The 15,879-nt window shown below is 67.4% G+C and carries 18 protein-coding genes; 3 read left to right on the forward strand and 15 right to left on the reverse strand.

The genetic code is table 11. The annotated features are described in order from the left end of the window. The 8 genes from rpsC to rpsJ all read right to left on the reverse strand — a co-directional run. Positions 1–714: 30S ribosomal protein S3 (rpsC, locus tag V7E09_RS09785; RefSeq protein ID WP_324523320.1), on the reverse strand; the 714-nt coding region annotated here is incomplete at its 3' end. A gap of 2 nt (positions 715–716) precedes the next feature. After that, a complete protein-coding gene (gene rplV, locus V7E09_RS09790; protein WP_324511720.1) occupies positions 717–1,118 on the reverse strand; it encodes a 50S ribosomal protein L22 in 402 nt (133 codons plus the stop codon). A gap of 25 nt (positions 1,119–1,143) precedes the next feature. Then, the gene (rpsS, locus tag V7E09_RS09795; protein ID WP_129459140.1) at positions 1,144–1,425 is read right to left on the reverse strand and encodes a 30S ribosomal protein S19; all 282 of its coding nucleotides are present in this window, start codon (positions 1,423–1,425) and stop codon (positions 1,144–1,146) included. 17 nt (positions 1,426–1,442) lie between these two features. After that, positions 1,443–2,279: a 50S ribosomal protein L2 gene (gene rplB / locus V7E09_RS09800; RefSeq protein WP_324511721.1), complete on the reverse strand. Its 837-nt coding sequence runs from the start codon at positions 2,277–2,279 to the stop codon at positions 1,443–1,445. A 28-nt stretch (positions 2,280–2,307) separates the two neighbouring features. Beyond that, positions 2,308–2,616, reverse strand: coding sequence for a 50S ribosomal protein L23 (gene rplW / locus V7E09_RS09805; protein ID WP_324511722.1), 309 nt, complete (start codon positions 2,614–2,616; stop codon positions 2,308–2,310). Continuing rightward, positions 2,613–3,290 (reverse strand): 50S ribosomal protein L4, encoded by a 678-nt coding sequence (gene rplD / locus V7E09_RS09810; RefSeq protein ID WP_324511723.1) that lies wholly within the window; start codon positions 3,288–3,290, stop codon positions 2,613–2,615. Before rplD ends, rplW begins: the two co-directional genes overlap by 4 nt. A gap of 2 nt (positions 3,291–3,292) precedes the next feature. Continuing rightward, complete coding sequence (gene rplC / locus V7E09_RS09815) at positions 3,293–3,946, reverse strand: 50S ribosomal protein L3 (protein WP_324511724.1); 654 nt, start codon at positions 3,944–3,946, stop codon at positions 3,293–3,295. 11 nt (positions 3,947–3,957) lie between these two features. Next, complete coding sequence (rpsJ, locus tag V7E09_RS09820; RefSeq protein WP_129459144.1) at positions 3,958–4,269, reverse strand: 30S ribosomal protein S10; 312 nt, start codon at positions 4,267–4,269, stop codon at positions 3,958–3,960. A 514-nt stretch (positions 4,270–4,783) separates the two neighbouring features. On the opposite strand from rpsJ, the gene mutA reads away from it, so the two are divergent. Genes mutA through meaB form a run of 3 tightly spaced genes read left to right on the forward strand, consistent with a single transcriptional unit; the run spans position 4,784 to position 9,833 of the window. Next, positions 4,784–6,661, forward strand: coding sequence for a methylmalonyl-CoA mutase small subunit (gene mutA / locus V7E09_RS09825; RefSeq protein WP_324511725.1), 1,878 nt, complete (start codon positions 4,784–4,786; stop codon positions 6,659–6,661). Then, positions 6,658–8,850: a methylmalonyl-CoA mutase gene (gene scpA, locus V7E09_RS09830; RefSeq protein WP_324511726.1), complete on the forward strand. Its 2,193-nt coding sequence runs from the start codon at positions 6,658–6,660 to the stop codon at positions 8,848–8,850. Before mutA ends, scpA begins: the two co-directional genes overlap by 4 nt. Further along, complete coding sequence (meaB, locus tag V7E09_RS09835; protein ID WP_324511727.1) at positions 8,847–9,833, forward strand: methylmalonyl Co-A mutase-associated GTPase MeaB; 987 nt, start codon at positions 8,847–8,849, stop codon at positions 9,831–9,833. Before scpA ends, meaB begins: the two co-directional genes overlap by 4 nt. Positions 9,834–9,928: 95 nt before the next feature. Here meaB and V7E09_RS09840 read toward each other — a convergent pair whose 3' ends face one another. The 7 genes from V7E09_RS09840 to V7E09_RS09870 form a co-directional block, all read right to left on the reverse strand. Further along, positions 9,929–10,360, reverse strand: a complete 432-nt coding sequence (locus tag V7E09_RS09840) for a hypothetical protein (RefSeq protein WP_324511728.1) — start codon at positions 10,358–10,360, stop codon at positions 9,929–9,931. Further along, the gene (locus tag V7E09_RS09845; protein WP_324511729.1) at positions 10,357–12,189 is read right to left on the reverse strand and encodes a fibronectin type III domain-containing protein; all 1,833 of its coding nucleotides are present in this window, start codon (positions 12,187–12,189) and stop codon (positions 10,357–10,359) included. The genes V7E09_RS09840 and V7E09_RS09845 overlap by 4 nt, the downstream gene beginning before the upstream one ends. Before the next feature lie 18 nt (positions 12,190–12,207). Next, positions 12,208–12,405 carry a hypothetical protein gene (locus V7E09_RS09850; RefSeq protein ID WP_324511730.1) on the reverse strand — a complete coding sequence of 66 codons (198 nt, stop codon included), beginning with the start codon at positions 12,403–12,405 and terminating at the stop codon, positions 12,208–12,210. Positions 12,406–12,665: 260 nt separating this feature from the next. Next, positions 12,666–14,141, reverse strand: coding sequence for a glutamate--tRNA ligase (gltX, locus tag V7E09_RS09855; protein ID WP_324511731.1), 1,476 nt, complete (start codon positions 14,139–14,141; stop codon positions 12,666–12,668). Positions 14,142–14,165: 24 nt separating this feature from the next. Continuing rightward, positions 14,166–14,669: a flavin reductase gene (locus tag V7E09_RS09860; RefSeq protein ID WP_324511732.1), complete on the reverse strand. Its 504-nt coding sequence runs from the start codon at positions 14,667–14,669 to the stop codon at positions 14,166–14,168. Between the two features lie 88 nt (positions 14,670–14,757). Continuing rightward, positions 14,758–15,252: an aromatic ring-opening dioxygenase LigA gene (locus V7E09_RS09865; protein WP_324511733.1), complete on the reverse strand. Its 495-nt coding sequence runs from the start codon at positions 15,250–15,252 to the stop codon at positions 14,758–14,760. Between the two features lie 199 nt (positions 15,253–15,451). Continuing rightward, a partial coding sequence (locus V7E09_RS09870) for an EF-Tu/IF-2/RF-3 family GTPase (RefSeq protein WP_324523321.1) occupies positions 15,452–15,879 on the reverse strand: 428 nt, incomplete at its 5' end.

Below are 15,879 nucleotides of genomic sequence, written 5' to 3' on the forward strand. Positions count from 1 at the left end.
GCCATCGCGACGCGGGCCGCGGCCCGGACGACGCTGACCGCCACCGGCGTTGGCGCGAGCGGCGCGCTGGGCGGCGCGCTCGGCGCGGTTGCCCGACACGTCACCCTTGTAGATCCACACCTTCACGCCGATCCGGCCGAACGTCGTACGGGCCTCGTAGAAGCCGTAGTCGATGTCGGCGCGCAGCGTGTGCAGCGGGACGCGACCCTCGCGGTAGAACTCCGAGCGGCTCATCTCGGCGCCGCCGAGACGACCGGAGCACTGGATCCGGATGCCAAGGGCACCCGAACGCATGGCCGACTGCTGCGCCTTGCGCATCGCACGGCGGAACGCCACGCGGGCGCTCAGCTGCTCGGCGATGCCCTGAGCCACGAGCTGGGCGTCGATCTCGGGGTTCTTGACCTCGAGGATGTTGAGCTGCACCTGCTTGCCGGTCAGCTTCTCCAGCTGGCCGCGGACGCGCTCCGCCTCGGCGCCGTTACGGCCGATGACGATGCCCGGACGCGCGGCGTACAGGAAGATGGTGACGCGCTCGGAGCGACGCTCGATCTCGATGGAGCTGATGCCAGCCCGCTCGAGGTTCTTGGTGAGCCACTCGCGGATCTTGACGTCCTCGGAGACGAGCTCCGAGTAGTTCTTGTCGGCGTACCAGCGGCTGGTGTGGTCGGTGGTGATGCCGAGGCGGAAGCCAATCGGGTTGATCTTCTGTCCCATGCTCAGGCTCCCTTCGTGCCCTTGGGCTCGACGACGACGGTGATGTGCGCGGCGCGCTTGTTGATCCGGCTGGCAGAGCCCTTGGCCCGCGGGCGGATCCGGCGCAGCGTCACGCCTTCGTCGACGTAGGCCTGGCTGATGAACAGGTCATCCCCGCGCAGGTCCTCGGCGTTCTCGGCGTTGGCGACCGCGGAAGCGACCACCTTGTAGACGGGGTCCGACGCCGCCTGCGGGGCGAACCGCAGGACCGCGAGGGCCTCATTGACGTCCATGCCGCGGACAATGTCGACGACACGACGAACCTTGGTCGGGGACATCCGGACGTGACGCGCAATGGCGTACGAACCGGGACGGTCCCCGAGCAGCGCAGCGCGGCGGCTGGGCCGCGTCTTCTCTGTGCTCATGAAATCCATTCCTTCTCTCGTGCCGTCAGCGGCGACGCGACTTCTTGTCATCCTTCACGTGACCTCGGTAGGTACGTGTCGGGGCGAACTCCCCCAGCTTGTGCCCCACCATGGCCTCGGAGATGAAGACCGGGATGTGCTTGCGACCATCGTGAACCGCGATGGTGTGCCCGATCATGTCGGGGCTGATCATCGAACGGCGCGACCAGGTCTTGATGACGTTCTTGCTTCCCGACTCGTTTTGCACGTCGACCTTCTTGGCCAACGACGCATCGATGAAGGGACCCTTCTTCAGGCTGCGTGGCATTTCTTCCTACTCCCCGATCAGCGCTTCTTGCCGGACTTGCGGCGACGAATGATGAGCTTGCTGCTCGCCTTGTTCTTGTTGCGGGTGCGACCCTCGGGCTTGCCCCACGGGCTGACCGGGTGACGGCCACCGGAGGTGCGACCCTCGCCACCACCGTGCGGGTGGTCGATCGGGTTCATGACCACACCGCGGACGGTCGGGCGGATGCCCTTCCAGCGGTTCCGGCCTGCCTTGCCCCAGTTGATGTTGCTCTGCTCGGCGTTGCCGACCTCGCCGACCGTCGCGCGGCAGCGGACGTCGACCATGCGCATTTCGCCCGAAGGCAGACGCAGGGTGGCGTGACGCCCCTCACGGGCGACGAGCTGGACGCGAGCGCCGGCGGAGCGGCCCATCTTGGCGCCGCCACCGGGGCGCAGTTCCACGGCGTGCACCACGGTGCCGACGGGGATGTTGCGCAGCGGAAGGTTGTTGCCCGGCTTGATGTCGGCACCTTCACCGGCCTCGACGGTCGCCCCCTGGACGAGACCTTCGGGCGCGATGATGTAGCGCTTGGCGCCATCGGCGTAGTGCAGCAACGCGATCCGGGCGGTGCGGTTCGGGTCGTACTCGATGTGAGCGACCTTGGCCGGCACGCCGTCCTTGTCGTAGCGCTTGAAATCGATGATCCGGTAGGCCTGCTTGTGCCCGCCGCCGATGTGGCGGGTGGTGATGCGACCCTGGTTGTTGCGTCCACCGGTCTTCTTGATGGGAACCGTCAGCGACTTCTCGGGCGTGTTGCGCGTCAGCTCGGAGAAATCCGAGACCGACGAGCCGCGGCGGCCCGGAGTCGTGGGCTTGTACTTACGAATAGCCATGTGTCAATCAGTCCTTCGTCGCCCCGACTCAGTTGCCCTGGCCGAAGATGTCGATCCGCTGGCCATCGGCGACCGTGACGATCGCTCGCTTGGTGTCGGGCCGCTTGCCGACGCCGTAGCGCAGCCGACGGCTCTTGCCCTGGCGGTTGATGGTGTTGACCGCGGTGACCTTGACGCCGAAAACCTTCTCCACGGCGATCTTGATCTCGGTCTTGTTGGCGTCCGGCGCGACGAGGAACGTGTACTTGTTCTCGTCGAGCAGGCCGTAGCTCTTCTCGCTGACCACGGGCGCGAGCAGGATGTCGCGGTGGTCGTGGATCTTCAGCTCGTTGCTCACTTGTCAGCCTCCTTGGCCTCGGACTCGGTGGCGACGGCCTTGACCGACTTGCCCTTGGCGGGCCCGGCCACGAAGACCTCCAGCGCGGCAGCCGTGAAGACCACGTCATCGGCCACGACGACGTCGTAGGCGTTGAGCTGGTCCGCGGCGATGACGTGGACGGAGGACACGTTGCGCAGGCTGAGCCAGGCGAGGGAGTCGTCTCGGGTCAGCACCACGAGAACGCGGCGACCCTCGACAGTCTCGAGCGCCTGCAGGGCGGTCTTGGTCGACGGCTTGTCGCCCGACACGAAGGTGTCGACGACGTGGACGGCGCCTTCACGGGCGCGGTCGGACAGCACGCCACGCAGTGCGGCGGCGACCATCTTCTTGGGGGTCCGCTGCGCGTAACCGTGGGGTTGCGGGCCGTGGACGATGCCACCGCCGGTCCACTGGGGGGCGCGACGCGAACCCTGACGGGCGCGGCCGGTGCCCTTCTGACGCCACGGCTTCGCGCCACCGCCGCGGACCTCGCCGCGCGTCTTGGTGGAGTGCGTGCCCTGGCGGGCAGCGGCCTGCTGTGCCACCACGACCTGGTGGATCAGCGGCACGTTGGTCTGGACGTCGAAAAGCTCGGCGGGGAGTTCCGCGGACTTCTTGGTGCCGATCACGGCGACCTTGCGGGCCTCACTCATGCTCAGGCTCCCTTCTTGGCAGCGGTACGCAGCACGACGAGGGCACCCTTGGGACCGGGGACCGAACCCTTGACGAGGATGAGACCCCGCTCAGCGTCGACGGCGTGGATGGTCAGGTTCTGCACGGTCACCTTGTCGACGCCCATGCGGCCGGCCATGCGCATTCCGGGGAACACGCGCGACGGGGTCGAGGACTGACCGATGGAGCCCGGCGAACGGTGCTTGCGGTGCACACCGTGGGTGGCGCGCAGGCCGTGGAAGCCGTGACGCTTCATGACGCCCGCGGTGCCCTTGCCCTTGGTGACGCCGGTGACGTCGACGACCTGGCCGGCCTCGAACGCGTCCGCGCTCACCTCCTGGCCCAGGGTGTACTCCGACGCGTCGGCGGTGCGCAGCTCGACCAGGTGACGCCGCGGCGTCACACCGGCGGCCTCGAAGTGGCCGGTAGCGGGCTTGTTGACGTTCTTCGGCTTGATGGCGCCGTAGGCCAGCTGAACGGCGTTGTAGCCGTCCTTCTCCGGCGTGCGAACCTGCGTGACGACGCAGGGGCCCGCCTGGATGACGGTGACGGGGACGACCTTGTTATCGGCGTCCCAGAGCTGGGTCATGCCGAGCTTGGAGCCCAGGATGCCCTTGACGGTGCGTTCGTTGTTCATGGCAGCGGACCTCACGGAAGCTTGATCTCGATGTCGACACCCGCCGGCAGATCGAGACGCATGAGCGAGTCGACCGTCTTGGGGGTCGGATCGAGGATGTCGATGAGCCGCTTGTGGGTGCGCATCTCGAAGTGCTCGCGGCTGTCCTTGTACTTGTGGGGCGACCGGATCACGCAGTAGACGTTCTTCTCGGTCGGCAGCGGCACGGGGCCGGCGACCTGAGCGCCCGTACGCGTGACCGTGTCGACGATCTTCTTCGCCGACGTATCGATGACCTCGTGGTCATAGGCCCGGAGTCGGATCCGGATCTTTTGTCCTGCCATGGATGTCCTTACTTCATCGTGGGCCGACTAGCATCATGCCGCCCCAACTCGGGCCTCTCGGTTGAAAAACCCCTTGTCACTCCGACCCCCGAGGTCGGGCGTGTCGCGCCTTGCGGGCCGCGCGATCCCCCGAATTTCTGGGACTTGGTAGGGCCCGGCGTGTCACCGCCCGAGTGCTCCGGGGTGGCGTTACTGCGGAACCCGTCCGACGCTCGCGACGGACGGCCTTGCCGCAACCAGCGTCAAAGCAACCCCCCTATTCTGGCATCGCAGGCCGCCAGGGGCAAATCTGCCGGGAGTAGGAACCTGGCGCGACCCGCTCCGCTCCGCCGCGACACCCTCGGTCCCGCGCGACCCGTCACCCGACACCGCTGCCGTGCGTGTACTACGCGACGTAGGAGAATTCGCGTCAGGGTGGACAAACCGGCCCCCGGAGGGCGTTACGCGCACTACTGTGGACACATGTCCGGCCTCGCCCGGGGCCGGCGGACAGCGATGCAGAGGATAAATTCGCATGTCGGTTGACCCCGAACAACTCACCTTGGCCGGAGGCTTTCCCCCGGTCACCGATGCACAGTGGGAGGCGGAGGTCCTCAAGGTCCTCAACCGAGGCCGTCCCGAAGGCAAGCAGCTCACGGTCGAGAAGGGCCTGAAGCGGCTGACGACGACGACCCTGGACGGCCTGGAGATCGCGCCTTTGTACACGGCCGGTGCCACGCCACCTGCACTGGGCTACCCCGGCGCCATGCCTTTCACCCGCGGCGCCAGCGTCCGCAACGGTGAGGCTGTTGCCTGGGGCGTCCGGCAACTGCATGAGGATCCCGACGTCGCCCTCACTCGGCAGGCGGTCCTGGACGACCTGGAGCGGGGCGCCACGTCGGTGTGGCTGCGACTTGATCCCGACGCCATCCCCGCCGACCGTCTCGCCGACGTGCTCGCCGACGTTCAGCTCGACCTCGCCGCCGTGCGCGTGGTGAGCAACACCGATCCCGCTGGCGCCGCTCAGGCGCTCATCGAGGTCTTCAAGAACTCCGGGAGCGACCCCGCGAGCCTCAAGGGCAACCTCGGGGTCGACGCCCTCCGGTTCGCCGCGCTCAACGGCACCGCCCCCGACCTCGCCACCCACCGGGCCTTCGTCGCCGAGGCGACCGAGTCGTTGCCCGGCGTCGTCGCGTTGACCGTGGACGCGCTCCCGTACGTGGGCGCCGGCGCCGACGACGTCCAGGAGTTGGCCTTTGCGATCGCCACCGGCATCGAGTACCTGCGCGATCTCGACGAGGCGGGCATCTCCCCCGATCTCGCCGTGAGCCAGCTCGAGTTCCGGGTCTCGGCCACCGCCGATCAGTTCATGACCATCGCGCGGCTTCGTGCGCTGCGTCGCCTGTGGTCGCGCGTCACCGAGGTCTCCGGGGTTTCGGAGGCGCTGCGTGGTGCTCACACGCACGCGGTCACCAGCCCCCGGATGTTCAGCACGGTCGATCCCTACGTCAACATGCTGCGCGCCACCATCGCCACGTTCGGTGCGGCGACCGGCGGTGCGGATGCCATCACCGTCCTGCCGTTCGACCACGCGGCCGGGCTCCCGAGCTCGTTCTCGCGCAGGATCGCACGCAACACCCAGGTCATCGCAGCCGAGGAATCCAACCTCGGCCGCGTGATGGATCCGGCAGGCGGCTCCTGGTACGTCGAGTCCCTCACCGAGGAACTCGCCCAGAGCGCCTGGGTGATCGTCGGGGAAATCGAGGCCGCCGGGGGCATGGCCGCCGCGCTGTCCTCGGGCGACATCGAGCGCCGCATCGGCCAGACCAACGAGGCGCGAGCCGCGAAGCTGGCCACACGCGCCATTGAGCTCACCGGGGTGAGCATGTTCCCGCTGTCCGGAGAGACCAAGTTCGAGGCCAAGCCCCGACCCGACGCTCCCGCCCTGGGCGGACTCAAGCAGATCCGCGACGCTCAGGTCTTCGAGGAACTGCGTGAAGAGGCGTGGGCCTTCCAGGCCGAACACGGCAGCGCACCCGAGGTCTTCCTGGCCTGCTTGGGGCAGCAGCGGGACTTCGGCGGCCGTCAAGGGTTCGCCTCCAACGTCCTGCTCGTGGGCGGCCTACACCCGGCCGAGAGCCACGGCGGCACTCCCGAGGAGATCGCCCAGCGAGCCTCAGAGGCCAAGGCCAAGGTGGCCGTCCTGGCGAGCAGCGCGAAGGTGTATGCCGACCAGGCCATCCCCGTCGCTCAGGCGCTCAAGGCGGCAGGCGTCGACAAGGTCTACCTCGCGGGTCAGCTGGCCGAGGCCGGTGAGGTCCCCGACGGACTCTTCGACGGCACCATCGCCTTGGGCATGAACGTCGTCGACTTCCTCAACTCCACCTTCACCACTCTGGGAGTGACCCGATGATTCCCCGTTTCGATTCCGTTCCGCTCGGCGACGCCACGCCGGACAAGACGGCGCATCACGTCTACGACGATGCGCTCGCTGAGGCCGGCGGGCAGGGCGCGGTGTGGGAGACCCCCGAGCAGATCCCGGTTCCCCCGCTCTACACCGAAGCAGACCTGACCGGACTGGACTTCCTGGACACCCGGCCCGGGCTGCCCCCCTTCCTGCGCGGCCCGTACGCCACCATGTACGTCAACCGTCCGTGGACGATCCGCCAGTACGCCGGGTTCTCGACGGCGGCCGAGTCCAACGCGTTCTACCGCCGCAACCTGGCGGCCGGCCAGAAGGGCCTGTCGATCGCGTTCGACCTCGCCACGCACCGCGGCTACGACTCCGATCACCCGCGGGTGGCCGGCGACGTCGGCATGGCCGGCGTGGCCGTGGACTCGATCCTGGACATGCGTCAGCTGTTCGAAGGCATCCCGCTGGATCAGATGTCGGTGTCGATGACCATGAACGGCGCAGTGCTGCCCATCCTGGCGCTCTACGTCGTCGCCGCCGAGGAACAGGGCGTCGCACCGGAGCAGCTGGCCGGAACCATTCAGAATGACATTCTGAAGGAGTTCATGGTCCGCAACACCTACATCTACCCCCCGACCCCGTCGATGCGGATCATCTCCGACATCTTCGCGTTCACCAGCGCGAACATGCCGAAGTTCAACTCGATCTCCATCTCCGGCTACCACATGCAAGAGGCCGGGGCGACCGCCGACATCGAGATGGCCTACACCTTGGCCGACGGCATCGAGTACATCCGTGCGGGCCAGTCCGTCGGGCTGGATGTGGACAAGTTCGCTCCGCGGCTGTCGTTCTTCTGGGCCATCGGGATGAACTTCTTCATGGAGGTCGCCAAGATGCGCGCCGCGCGCATGCTCTGGGCACGCCTGGTGAAGGACTCCGGCGCGAAGAACGCGAAGTCGATGTCCCTGCGCACGCACAGCCAGACGTCAGGGTGGTCGCTCACGGCGCAGGACGTGTTCAACAACGTGACCCGCACTTGCCTGGAGGCCATGGCCGCCACGCAGGGTCACACCCAGTCGCTGCACACCAACGCCCTGGACGAGGCCATCGCCCTGCCGACCGACTTCTCGGCCCGCATCGCCCGTAACACCCAGCTGTTCATCCAGCAGGAGTCGGGCACGACGCGCCCGATCGATCCGTGGGGCGGATCGGCCTATGTCGAGAAGCTCACCGCTGAACTGGCGGAGAAGGCCTGGACGCTGATCCAGGAGGTCGAGCAGGCCGGCGGCATGGCGAAGGCCATCGAGGCAGGCATCCCGAAGATGCGCATCGAGGAGGCGGCCGCACGAACGCAGGCCCGTATCGACTCCGGCCGGCAGCCCGTGGTGGGTGTCAACAAGTACACCCTCGACGACGACGAGGGCATCGAGGTTCTGAAGGTCGACAACAAGACGGTGCGCGCCGAGCAGATCGCCAAGCTGCAGCAGTTGCGCGCCGAGCGGGACGAGACCGTCACGCAGGCCGCCTTGGAGAAGCTGACCTGGGCCGCCGCCAACCCTGATCCCACTGATCCGGAGCGCAACCTGCTGAAGCTGGCCATCGATGCCGCGCGGGCGCGGGCGTCGGTTGGCGAGATCTCCAGCGCGTTGGAGAAGGAGTTCGGGCGCTACACGGCGCAGATCCGTACGATCAGTGGCGTGTACAGCAAGGAATCCGGTGACACCGCGTCCACGCAGGCAACCAAGGACCTCGTGGAGAAGTTCGAGGAACTCGAAGGCCGTCGTCCCCGCATCCTGGTTGCCAAGATGGGCCAGGACGGGCACGACCGCGGCCAGAAGGTGATCTCGACCGCCTTCGCCGACCTCGGCTTCGACGTCGACGTCGGCCCGCTGTTCCAGACGCCGGAGGAGGTCGCCCGCCAGGCGATCGAGGCGGACGTGCATGTGGTGGGCGTGAGCTCGCTGGCAGCCGGTCACCTCACCCTCGTTCCGGCGCTGCGGGCCGAGCTCGACAAGCTCGGCCGTGACGACCTGATGATCATCGTCGGCGGCGTCATCCCCAGCCAGGACTTCGAGGAGCTTCGGGAGCACGGTGCGGATGCGATCTACCCGCCCGGAACGAAGATCCCGGAGTCGGCTCACGAGCTGCTTGAGCTGCTGATCAAGCGCCTGGAGGAACCCGCGGCATGAGGCAGACACTGGACCCGGCAACCCTTGCAGAGCAGGTGGTTGCCGGGTCTCGTGCACATATCGCGCGCGCACTGACGCTGGTCGAGTCGTCGCGGCCCGACCACCGCGAGAAGGCACGAGAGCTTCTGACATTGCTGCGGCCCTACACCGGGCGCGCGGTCCGCGTCGGCATTTCCGGAGTCCCCGGTGCCGGCAAGTCGACCTTCATCAACGCGATGGGGACCCGGCTGATCGAGCAGGGGCACAAGATCGCCGTGTTGGCGGTCGACCCGTCCTCGTCGCGCTCGGGAGGATCGGTCCTAGGCGACCGGACGCGCATGGCCGATCTCGCCGAGACCGACTCCGCGTTCATCCGCCCCTCCCCCTCCGGCACCCAGCTGGGCGGGGTGGCCCGGGCCACCCGGGAGGGCATGCTCATCATGGAGGCCGCCGGTTTCGACACCGTCTGGGTCGAGACGGTGGGGGTTGGTCAGTCCGAGGTCGCGGTCGCGGGCATGGTGGACACCTTCTTGCTGCTGATGATCGCGCGCACCGGCGACCAGTTGCAGGGCATCAAGCGGGGCATCCTCGAGATGGCGGACGTGATCACGGTCAACAAGGCCGACGGTGACGGCGCTGGAGAGGCGCGGGTGGCCGCTCGCGAGCTCTCCATCGCCATGCGCCTGATCAAGGGCGCTGACGAGCCTCGGACGCCGGTGCTGACTTCGTCCTCGTACACCGGGGACGGCCTGGACGAGGTGTGGCAGGCCGTGTTGACGCATCGTGCGATCTTGGAGGCCGACGGTTCCCTGGAGGCCCGCAGAGCGTCACAGCAGCGCGACTGGATGTGGGCTTTGGTGCGCGACGACCTCGAAACGGCTCTTCTCCGCAATCCCGCGGTCAAGGCCGTCTCCGGCGCCTTGGAGAACGAGGTGGCGGCCGGCCAGGTGAGCGCCGTCGAGGCGGCCTCGCAGATTCTGGACACTTTCCGCGCCCACTTCTGATTCCACGTCGGCGACGCGGTGCGAGCCACCGATCACGCAAGAACGAACGGAGGGGAGCAGGCCGGGCGGCCTGCTCCCCTCCGTTTACCCCTCGCTCAGGCGTGGCCTCCGCGCCGCGCTCCATAGGCGGTGGCGCCGACACCCACAGCCACCAAAGCGACCCCCAGACCGATCAGCCACACGGGAAGGTCACCACCGGTGGTAGGCAGCTTTCCTCCCGGCCCGGATGGTACCGGCGCGGCGCTGCCCGGCGTCGGGCTGGGGGTCGGGGCCGGGACGTCGCCATATCCGAACCACTCATCGGTCGCCGTCACGGTCGTGTCATGGGCCGTGCCGTTGACCTCCACGGTGTTGCGGTACTCGCCCGCCGCCACCGTGCCGGTCGACTCGAACGTCACTGACTCATCGACCCCAAGGGTCCCGCTGAATCCCACAGGCGCGGAGATCTCGCCCAGGACATCGTCGTGCACCGAATCGAGCGACACGGGCACGTTCCCGGAGTTCGTCACCGTATAGGTGAACGTCACCCGGTCCCGGCCTGCACGTGATGCGCCTCCGCGGCCGAGGAGACTTCGACCCCATCGCCCGACTTCACGACGGTCATGTGGGGAGCCACACCGAAGCCGTACCAGGAGTCGGTGGCCGTCACCGGCGACGCGATGCTCGTTCCCCGGACGGTAGCCGTGTTGTGGTACGCACCAGCCGCCACCAGCCCCGTCGCCTCGAAGGTGACCGACTCGTCGGCTGCCAGGGTCCCGGTGAAGTCCTCAGGCGCCACGACCGTGCCTAGGACCGAGTCTTCCAGCGTGATGCCGGTCACCTCGGAGGGGCCTTCGTTCTTTACGACGTACGTGAAGGTGACATCGCTTCCAGCACTGACGTGCACCGCCTCCTCAGCCGATTCGGCGACGGCCCCGTTGCCCGACTTGACCAACGTCAGGGTGCCGGGTACGGGCAAGACCGGGCTGGCCACAGCGAGATCACCGTTGCCTGCCTCGTTCCAGGCCGAGACCCGGAATTGGTAGGTGGCGTCGGGGTCGAGTCCCGTGACCGTGAAGGTGGTGGCCGTGCTCAGCGCCGAGGGAACCACCGTCCAGGTGGTTCCCTCATCGGACGTCTGCTCGATGACGTAGTCGCGAACGGGTGCCTGCGCATCAGCGGTGACTCCGGCGGCGAGGGCGTCCCAGGACAGCGTGGCGGCAGTCTTGCCCGCATCGGTGAACGTTGCCGTGAGGCCGCTCACGGGATCGGGTGTGCGTGCAAAGATCTCCACGCGGGCGCTGGTGTTTCCTTCGCTCACCGTGAGGTACAGGAACCCGCGCTCATCAAAGACCATGCCGCGCACAGTGCTCAGCTGTCCGTTCTTGGTCCCCCCGCCAAAGGCGGAGAAGGAGCCCTTGGAGGTGCCATCCGCGGCAAACACCGAGATCAGACCGCTGCGCTGCCCGACGTAGATATCACCGGTACTGGGCTCGACGGCGATGGTGAAGGTGGCCCACGTCTGACCATCGCCGGTGGCGAGGGTACCCAGGCCGATGCGGTTCTTCACCGTGCAGCGATCCTGGAAGGAACCGGCGGGGTTCCCCACCGAGGAGGTGGTGCAGCCGTCGGGATCGATGCGCTCGATGAAGGAGCGCTGACCGCTCCCGGGATCGATGTAACCGACGAGCAAGTCGCCGCTGTTGGGGTCGACCGCGATGGCGTATGGGGAACGATAGCCCCCATCTCCTGCGCCGGCGGTTCCTGCCGCCTGACGCAGGTAGATGTTGCGGACGAACGTCCCGTCGGGCAGGTACTCCTTCAATAGCTCCGCCGTCTGCGACGTGACGACGATGTGCCCGTTCAGCATCCGAGCAGCGCCGACCGGGTAGTCGAAGGCTTGCGGGTCATTGCGGTTGGCCCACGTGTTGCCGCTGGGCCACGTGGAGGTGCCGAAGGAGTTGCCCTCCGTGAAGTTCGAGTTGACGATCCGGATGGCCTTGCCACTCGAGGCGATCGACAACCCGTAGTCCGAATCGGTGATCCAGGCGTTGCCAGCCTCGGTGAGCGCGATCCCTCGGGCTCCGCCGAACCGGCCATTGGCCAAGGTGCTGCCGTTCGTGACCGACGCGGCAGAGCGTGTGGCATAGTTCGCGCCCACGCCCGCATTCGCTGTTGCGGCGGCCGTCGCCCACGAGCCGTCGCCTTGGTACTGCCCCACGGCCCAATCGGTGCCGGTGAGAGGGTACTTCAGCAGTCGGGACTGGCCCAGGAGGCAGGCCCCACTGCTGATCATGGTGCCGCCGAGAAGGCCGCACACGAACGCGTTGGTGTATTGCACCTTGGCGGAGTCAGTAACCCACAGGCTTCCGTCCACCGGGCTGACATCCAGGTCCTAGTTGAACATCGTGTCGTTGTTCCGCGTCTTCACGTCGCCCGCGAAACCCCACAAGCCGGAGCCGCGAGCCTTGCCCTGCGTCGCAGGGATGCTGGTGACCCCCGACGAGGTCGTCTGGTCAGCCGGGTTTCCGATGACCGCTGCCGCGGGCAATGCGTTGCCCAAGGTCAGCATCGCGACGAGCGCGATGATCAACGCGCTCCTGCCCACAGTGTGTCGATGCCTACGACGTCGCATGAAGATCCCTTCGCGCCGCCCCGCCGTCACCGCGGGGCCGATTCCGAGCACGCCAAGGCGCGTACCACCCCGGATTGTTCCACGCCCGCAAGAACGTCGCAAAGCGTCACGTCACCGAACGAGAGATGATTGCCGAGGTATCGCGAACGCGGCGTCACAAACACGGCGAACCTTGGACGACAATCCCTCTCGCGGGTGACATTCTTCGGCAATTCAATTCAGAGTCGCCTGCGCAAGCGAGCCAGCCGCTCCAGCGTGGAGGCCTGCCCCAGTATCTCCAGCGATTCGAACAGGGGCGGCGAGACGCGCGACCCGGTCACGGCGACCCGCACCGGGCCAAAGGCCAGCCTCGGCTTGATCCCACGGTCCTCCACCAAGGCTCGCCGGAGCGTCGCCTGGATCTCGTCGTGACCCCACGGCTCCAGCGTCTCCAGCGCCTGCAGGGCGGCGTCCAACACCTCCGTCGCGTTGGGAGGGAGCGTCGCCCGCGCATCGTCGGCGATCACGATCTCATCGTCGCTGGCGAGCAGGAAAGCGATCTTGGCTGGGACCTCCGACAGGAGGGTCAAGCGTTCCTGGATGAGCGGAGTCGCGGCACGCAGCACCCGGACCTGCTCGGCGCTGGGCTGTGGCCACGTCCCTGTGAAGGCGAGGTGCTCCAGGATCGCGTCGGCGAGCCGCTCGGTGCTCAAGGAGCGGATGTAGTGACCGTTGAGCCAGTTGAGCTTGTCCAGGTCGAAGACCGGCCCGACCGTGTTCACCTTGGTCCAGTCGAAGCCCGCCACGAACTGGGCGAAGTCCGCCACCTCCTGCTCACCCTCGGCAGGAGGGTAGCCAAGAAGCTGCAGGAAGTTCACCAGCGCCTGCGGAAGATAGCCCTGCTCACGGAACCAGACCAGCCGGGCGGCCGGGTTCTTCCGCTTGGAGATCTTGGACTTGTCGGTGTTGCGCAACAGCGGCATGTGCGCGAATGCGGGGATGTCCCAGCCCAGCCAGCGGTACAGAAGAATGTGCTTGGGGGTCGAGCTGATCCACTCCTCCCCCCGCACGACATGGGTGATCCCCATCAGATGGTCGTCGACCACCACGGCCAGGTGGTAGGTGGGGAACCCGTCGGCCTTGAGGATCACCTGGTCGTCGGGGTGAGGTGCCGACACCGGGCCCCGAACGAGGTCCTCGAAAGCCACCGGGGCATCCTCGGGGATGAGCATGCGCACGACAGGATTCTCCGTGAAGCCAGGGAGTTGGGCGCGCTCGTCCCGCGTCATGCCCCAGCACAGTCGGTCATAGCCGGTGACCGGCTGCTTCGAGGCTTGTTGCTCGGCGCGAAGCTCCGCCAGCCGCTCCGGAGAGCACCAGCAGTAGTAGGCATGTCCCTGGTCGATGAGCTGATCGACGAACGGTCGGTACGTGTCGAGCCGCTCGGACTGGCGATAGGGGGCGAACGGCCCGCCGACGTCGGGCCCTTCGTCCCAGCCGAGGTCGAGCCACCGCAAGGTGGAGAAGATCTGCTGCTCGGACTCTGGGACGTATCGACTGCGGTCGGTGTCCTCGATCCGCAGCACGAAGGCTCCACCGGTCTTCCGCGCCCAGGCCAGATTGAACAGCGACATGTAGGCGGTGCCGACGTGCGGGTCTCCGGTGGGCGAGGGGGCGACGCGCAGGCGCGCAGGCAGCAGGGGATCGTCACTCATGATGCCTCCAGCGTATCGCTTCGCCTAGTCGCGCAACGTGGTGTACCTCCCCCGTGCGTGCGCCCAGATGATGCCGTCGCTGAGGCTCACCGTCTCGATCCGCCCCACGACCTCAACCGACCAACCGAGCGTCCGCTCCGACTCCCAGGTCACGCCGGCCCAGGTGCGCCCTGGCACCACGGGCCCCCACTCGGTCTGCGCGAAGGGCGCCTGGGCGAACAGCCCACCGGGTGCTGGCCCCACCCCGGCAAACGACTCCGCGAGTAGGCGGTCGGGTTCCTCCAGCACGGAGATCGCACCCCGGGGGCCTCGCCCCGCCGCGAACTCGGAGTCCGGGTCGAGCAGCCCGATGACGCGGCCGGACTCCCCCAGCACGACGAGCATCGAACTGACGGTCAAGCCGACGCGGGCACGTCCCTCGCCGGACGCCCATAGCGTCACAGGCGCAGCAAGCCGCCCCCGAAGCCGTCTGACTGCGTCGCGGCTGCCGGGCGCGGCGGCGAACGGGTGCTCGGTGTGGATGCTCACGCGGACAGCCTAGGACGGCCCGCAGGGGAGCACAGACGAAGGTGGGGCGGCGCCGCTCACGCGACACCGCCCCACCTTCAGGAGCAGATCAGGCTGCGGGGGTCTCCGCGACCACCGCGGCAACCTTCTGGCTGCCGACCTTGTTCAGGGCCCACCCGATGACCAGCAGCGACACACCAACGCCGATGGCGAACAGGCAGACGCCGAAGGAGAGCACCGAGGTGAACAGGGAGGCGCGCAGGAAGGAGCCGTTCATCACGGTGGCGCGCTGAGCGGTGAGATCCTCGGCCTTCGCGGTCTCGCCTGCGTTCTTGGCGGCGGTGGCCGCGGCGCCGAGTTCGGAGTAGGTCAGCCCACCGCTGGCCTTCAAGGCGTGCGTGCTGATGATGTCGGCCTGCGCGAGAGCGGACAGCGGCCCGGAGACCAGCGCCCCCTGCAGGAACTTCGCGTCATTGGGAACCGTGATCTTCTCCGCCGCGAGCTGCGAGCTCACCACGCCCCACACGACTCCACCGGTGAGGGTGAACAGGATGCCGATGATGATGGAGACCAGGCCTGCGACCTTGAGGGGCTTGACGTTCATAGATGCGTGCTCCTTTGACGCTGCGTGTCGGGCCCAGGCAGGACCCCGTGACTGATGAAAAGTCTCCTACTACATGGTGTAGAAGTCGAGTGCCCACCGCACGTAGTTGACACTGAAACAGTCGCGGCTCGCCCGAAGATGACGCAGGGCCCGCACCGTGGTCGGTGCGGGCCCTGCGATGATGCCTAGTGCAGCAGCGTCACTTCAGGATCTTGGTGACGTTGCCGGCGCCCACGGTGCGGCCGCCTTCGCGGATCGCGAACTTGAGGGCCTCCTCCATGGCGATCGGCTTGTTGAGGTGCACCGTCATGCCGGTGTTGTCGCCAGGCATGACCATCTCGGTGCCCTCGGGCAGCTGAACCACACCGGTGACATCGGTGGTGCGGAAGTAGAACTGCGGGCTGTAGTTGGAGAAGAACGGCTTGTGACGGCCACCCTCTTCCTTGTTCAGCACGTAGACCTGCGCCTCGAAGTCGGTGTGCGGCGTAACCGTGCCCGGCTTGCAGATGACCATGCCGCGCTCGACATCGTCCTTCTTGGTGCCACGCAGCAGCAGGCCGACGTTCTCGCCAGCGCGACCCTCGTCGAGGATCTTGCGGAACATCTCAACACCGGTGATGGTGCTGG

Source organism: Propioniciclava sp. (assembly GCF_036744435.1).
GTDB lineage: Bacteria > Actinomycetota > Actinomycetes > Propionibacteriales > Propionibacteriaceae > Propioniciclava.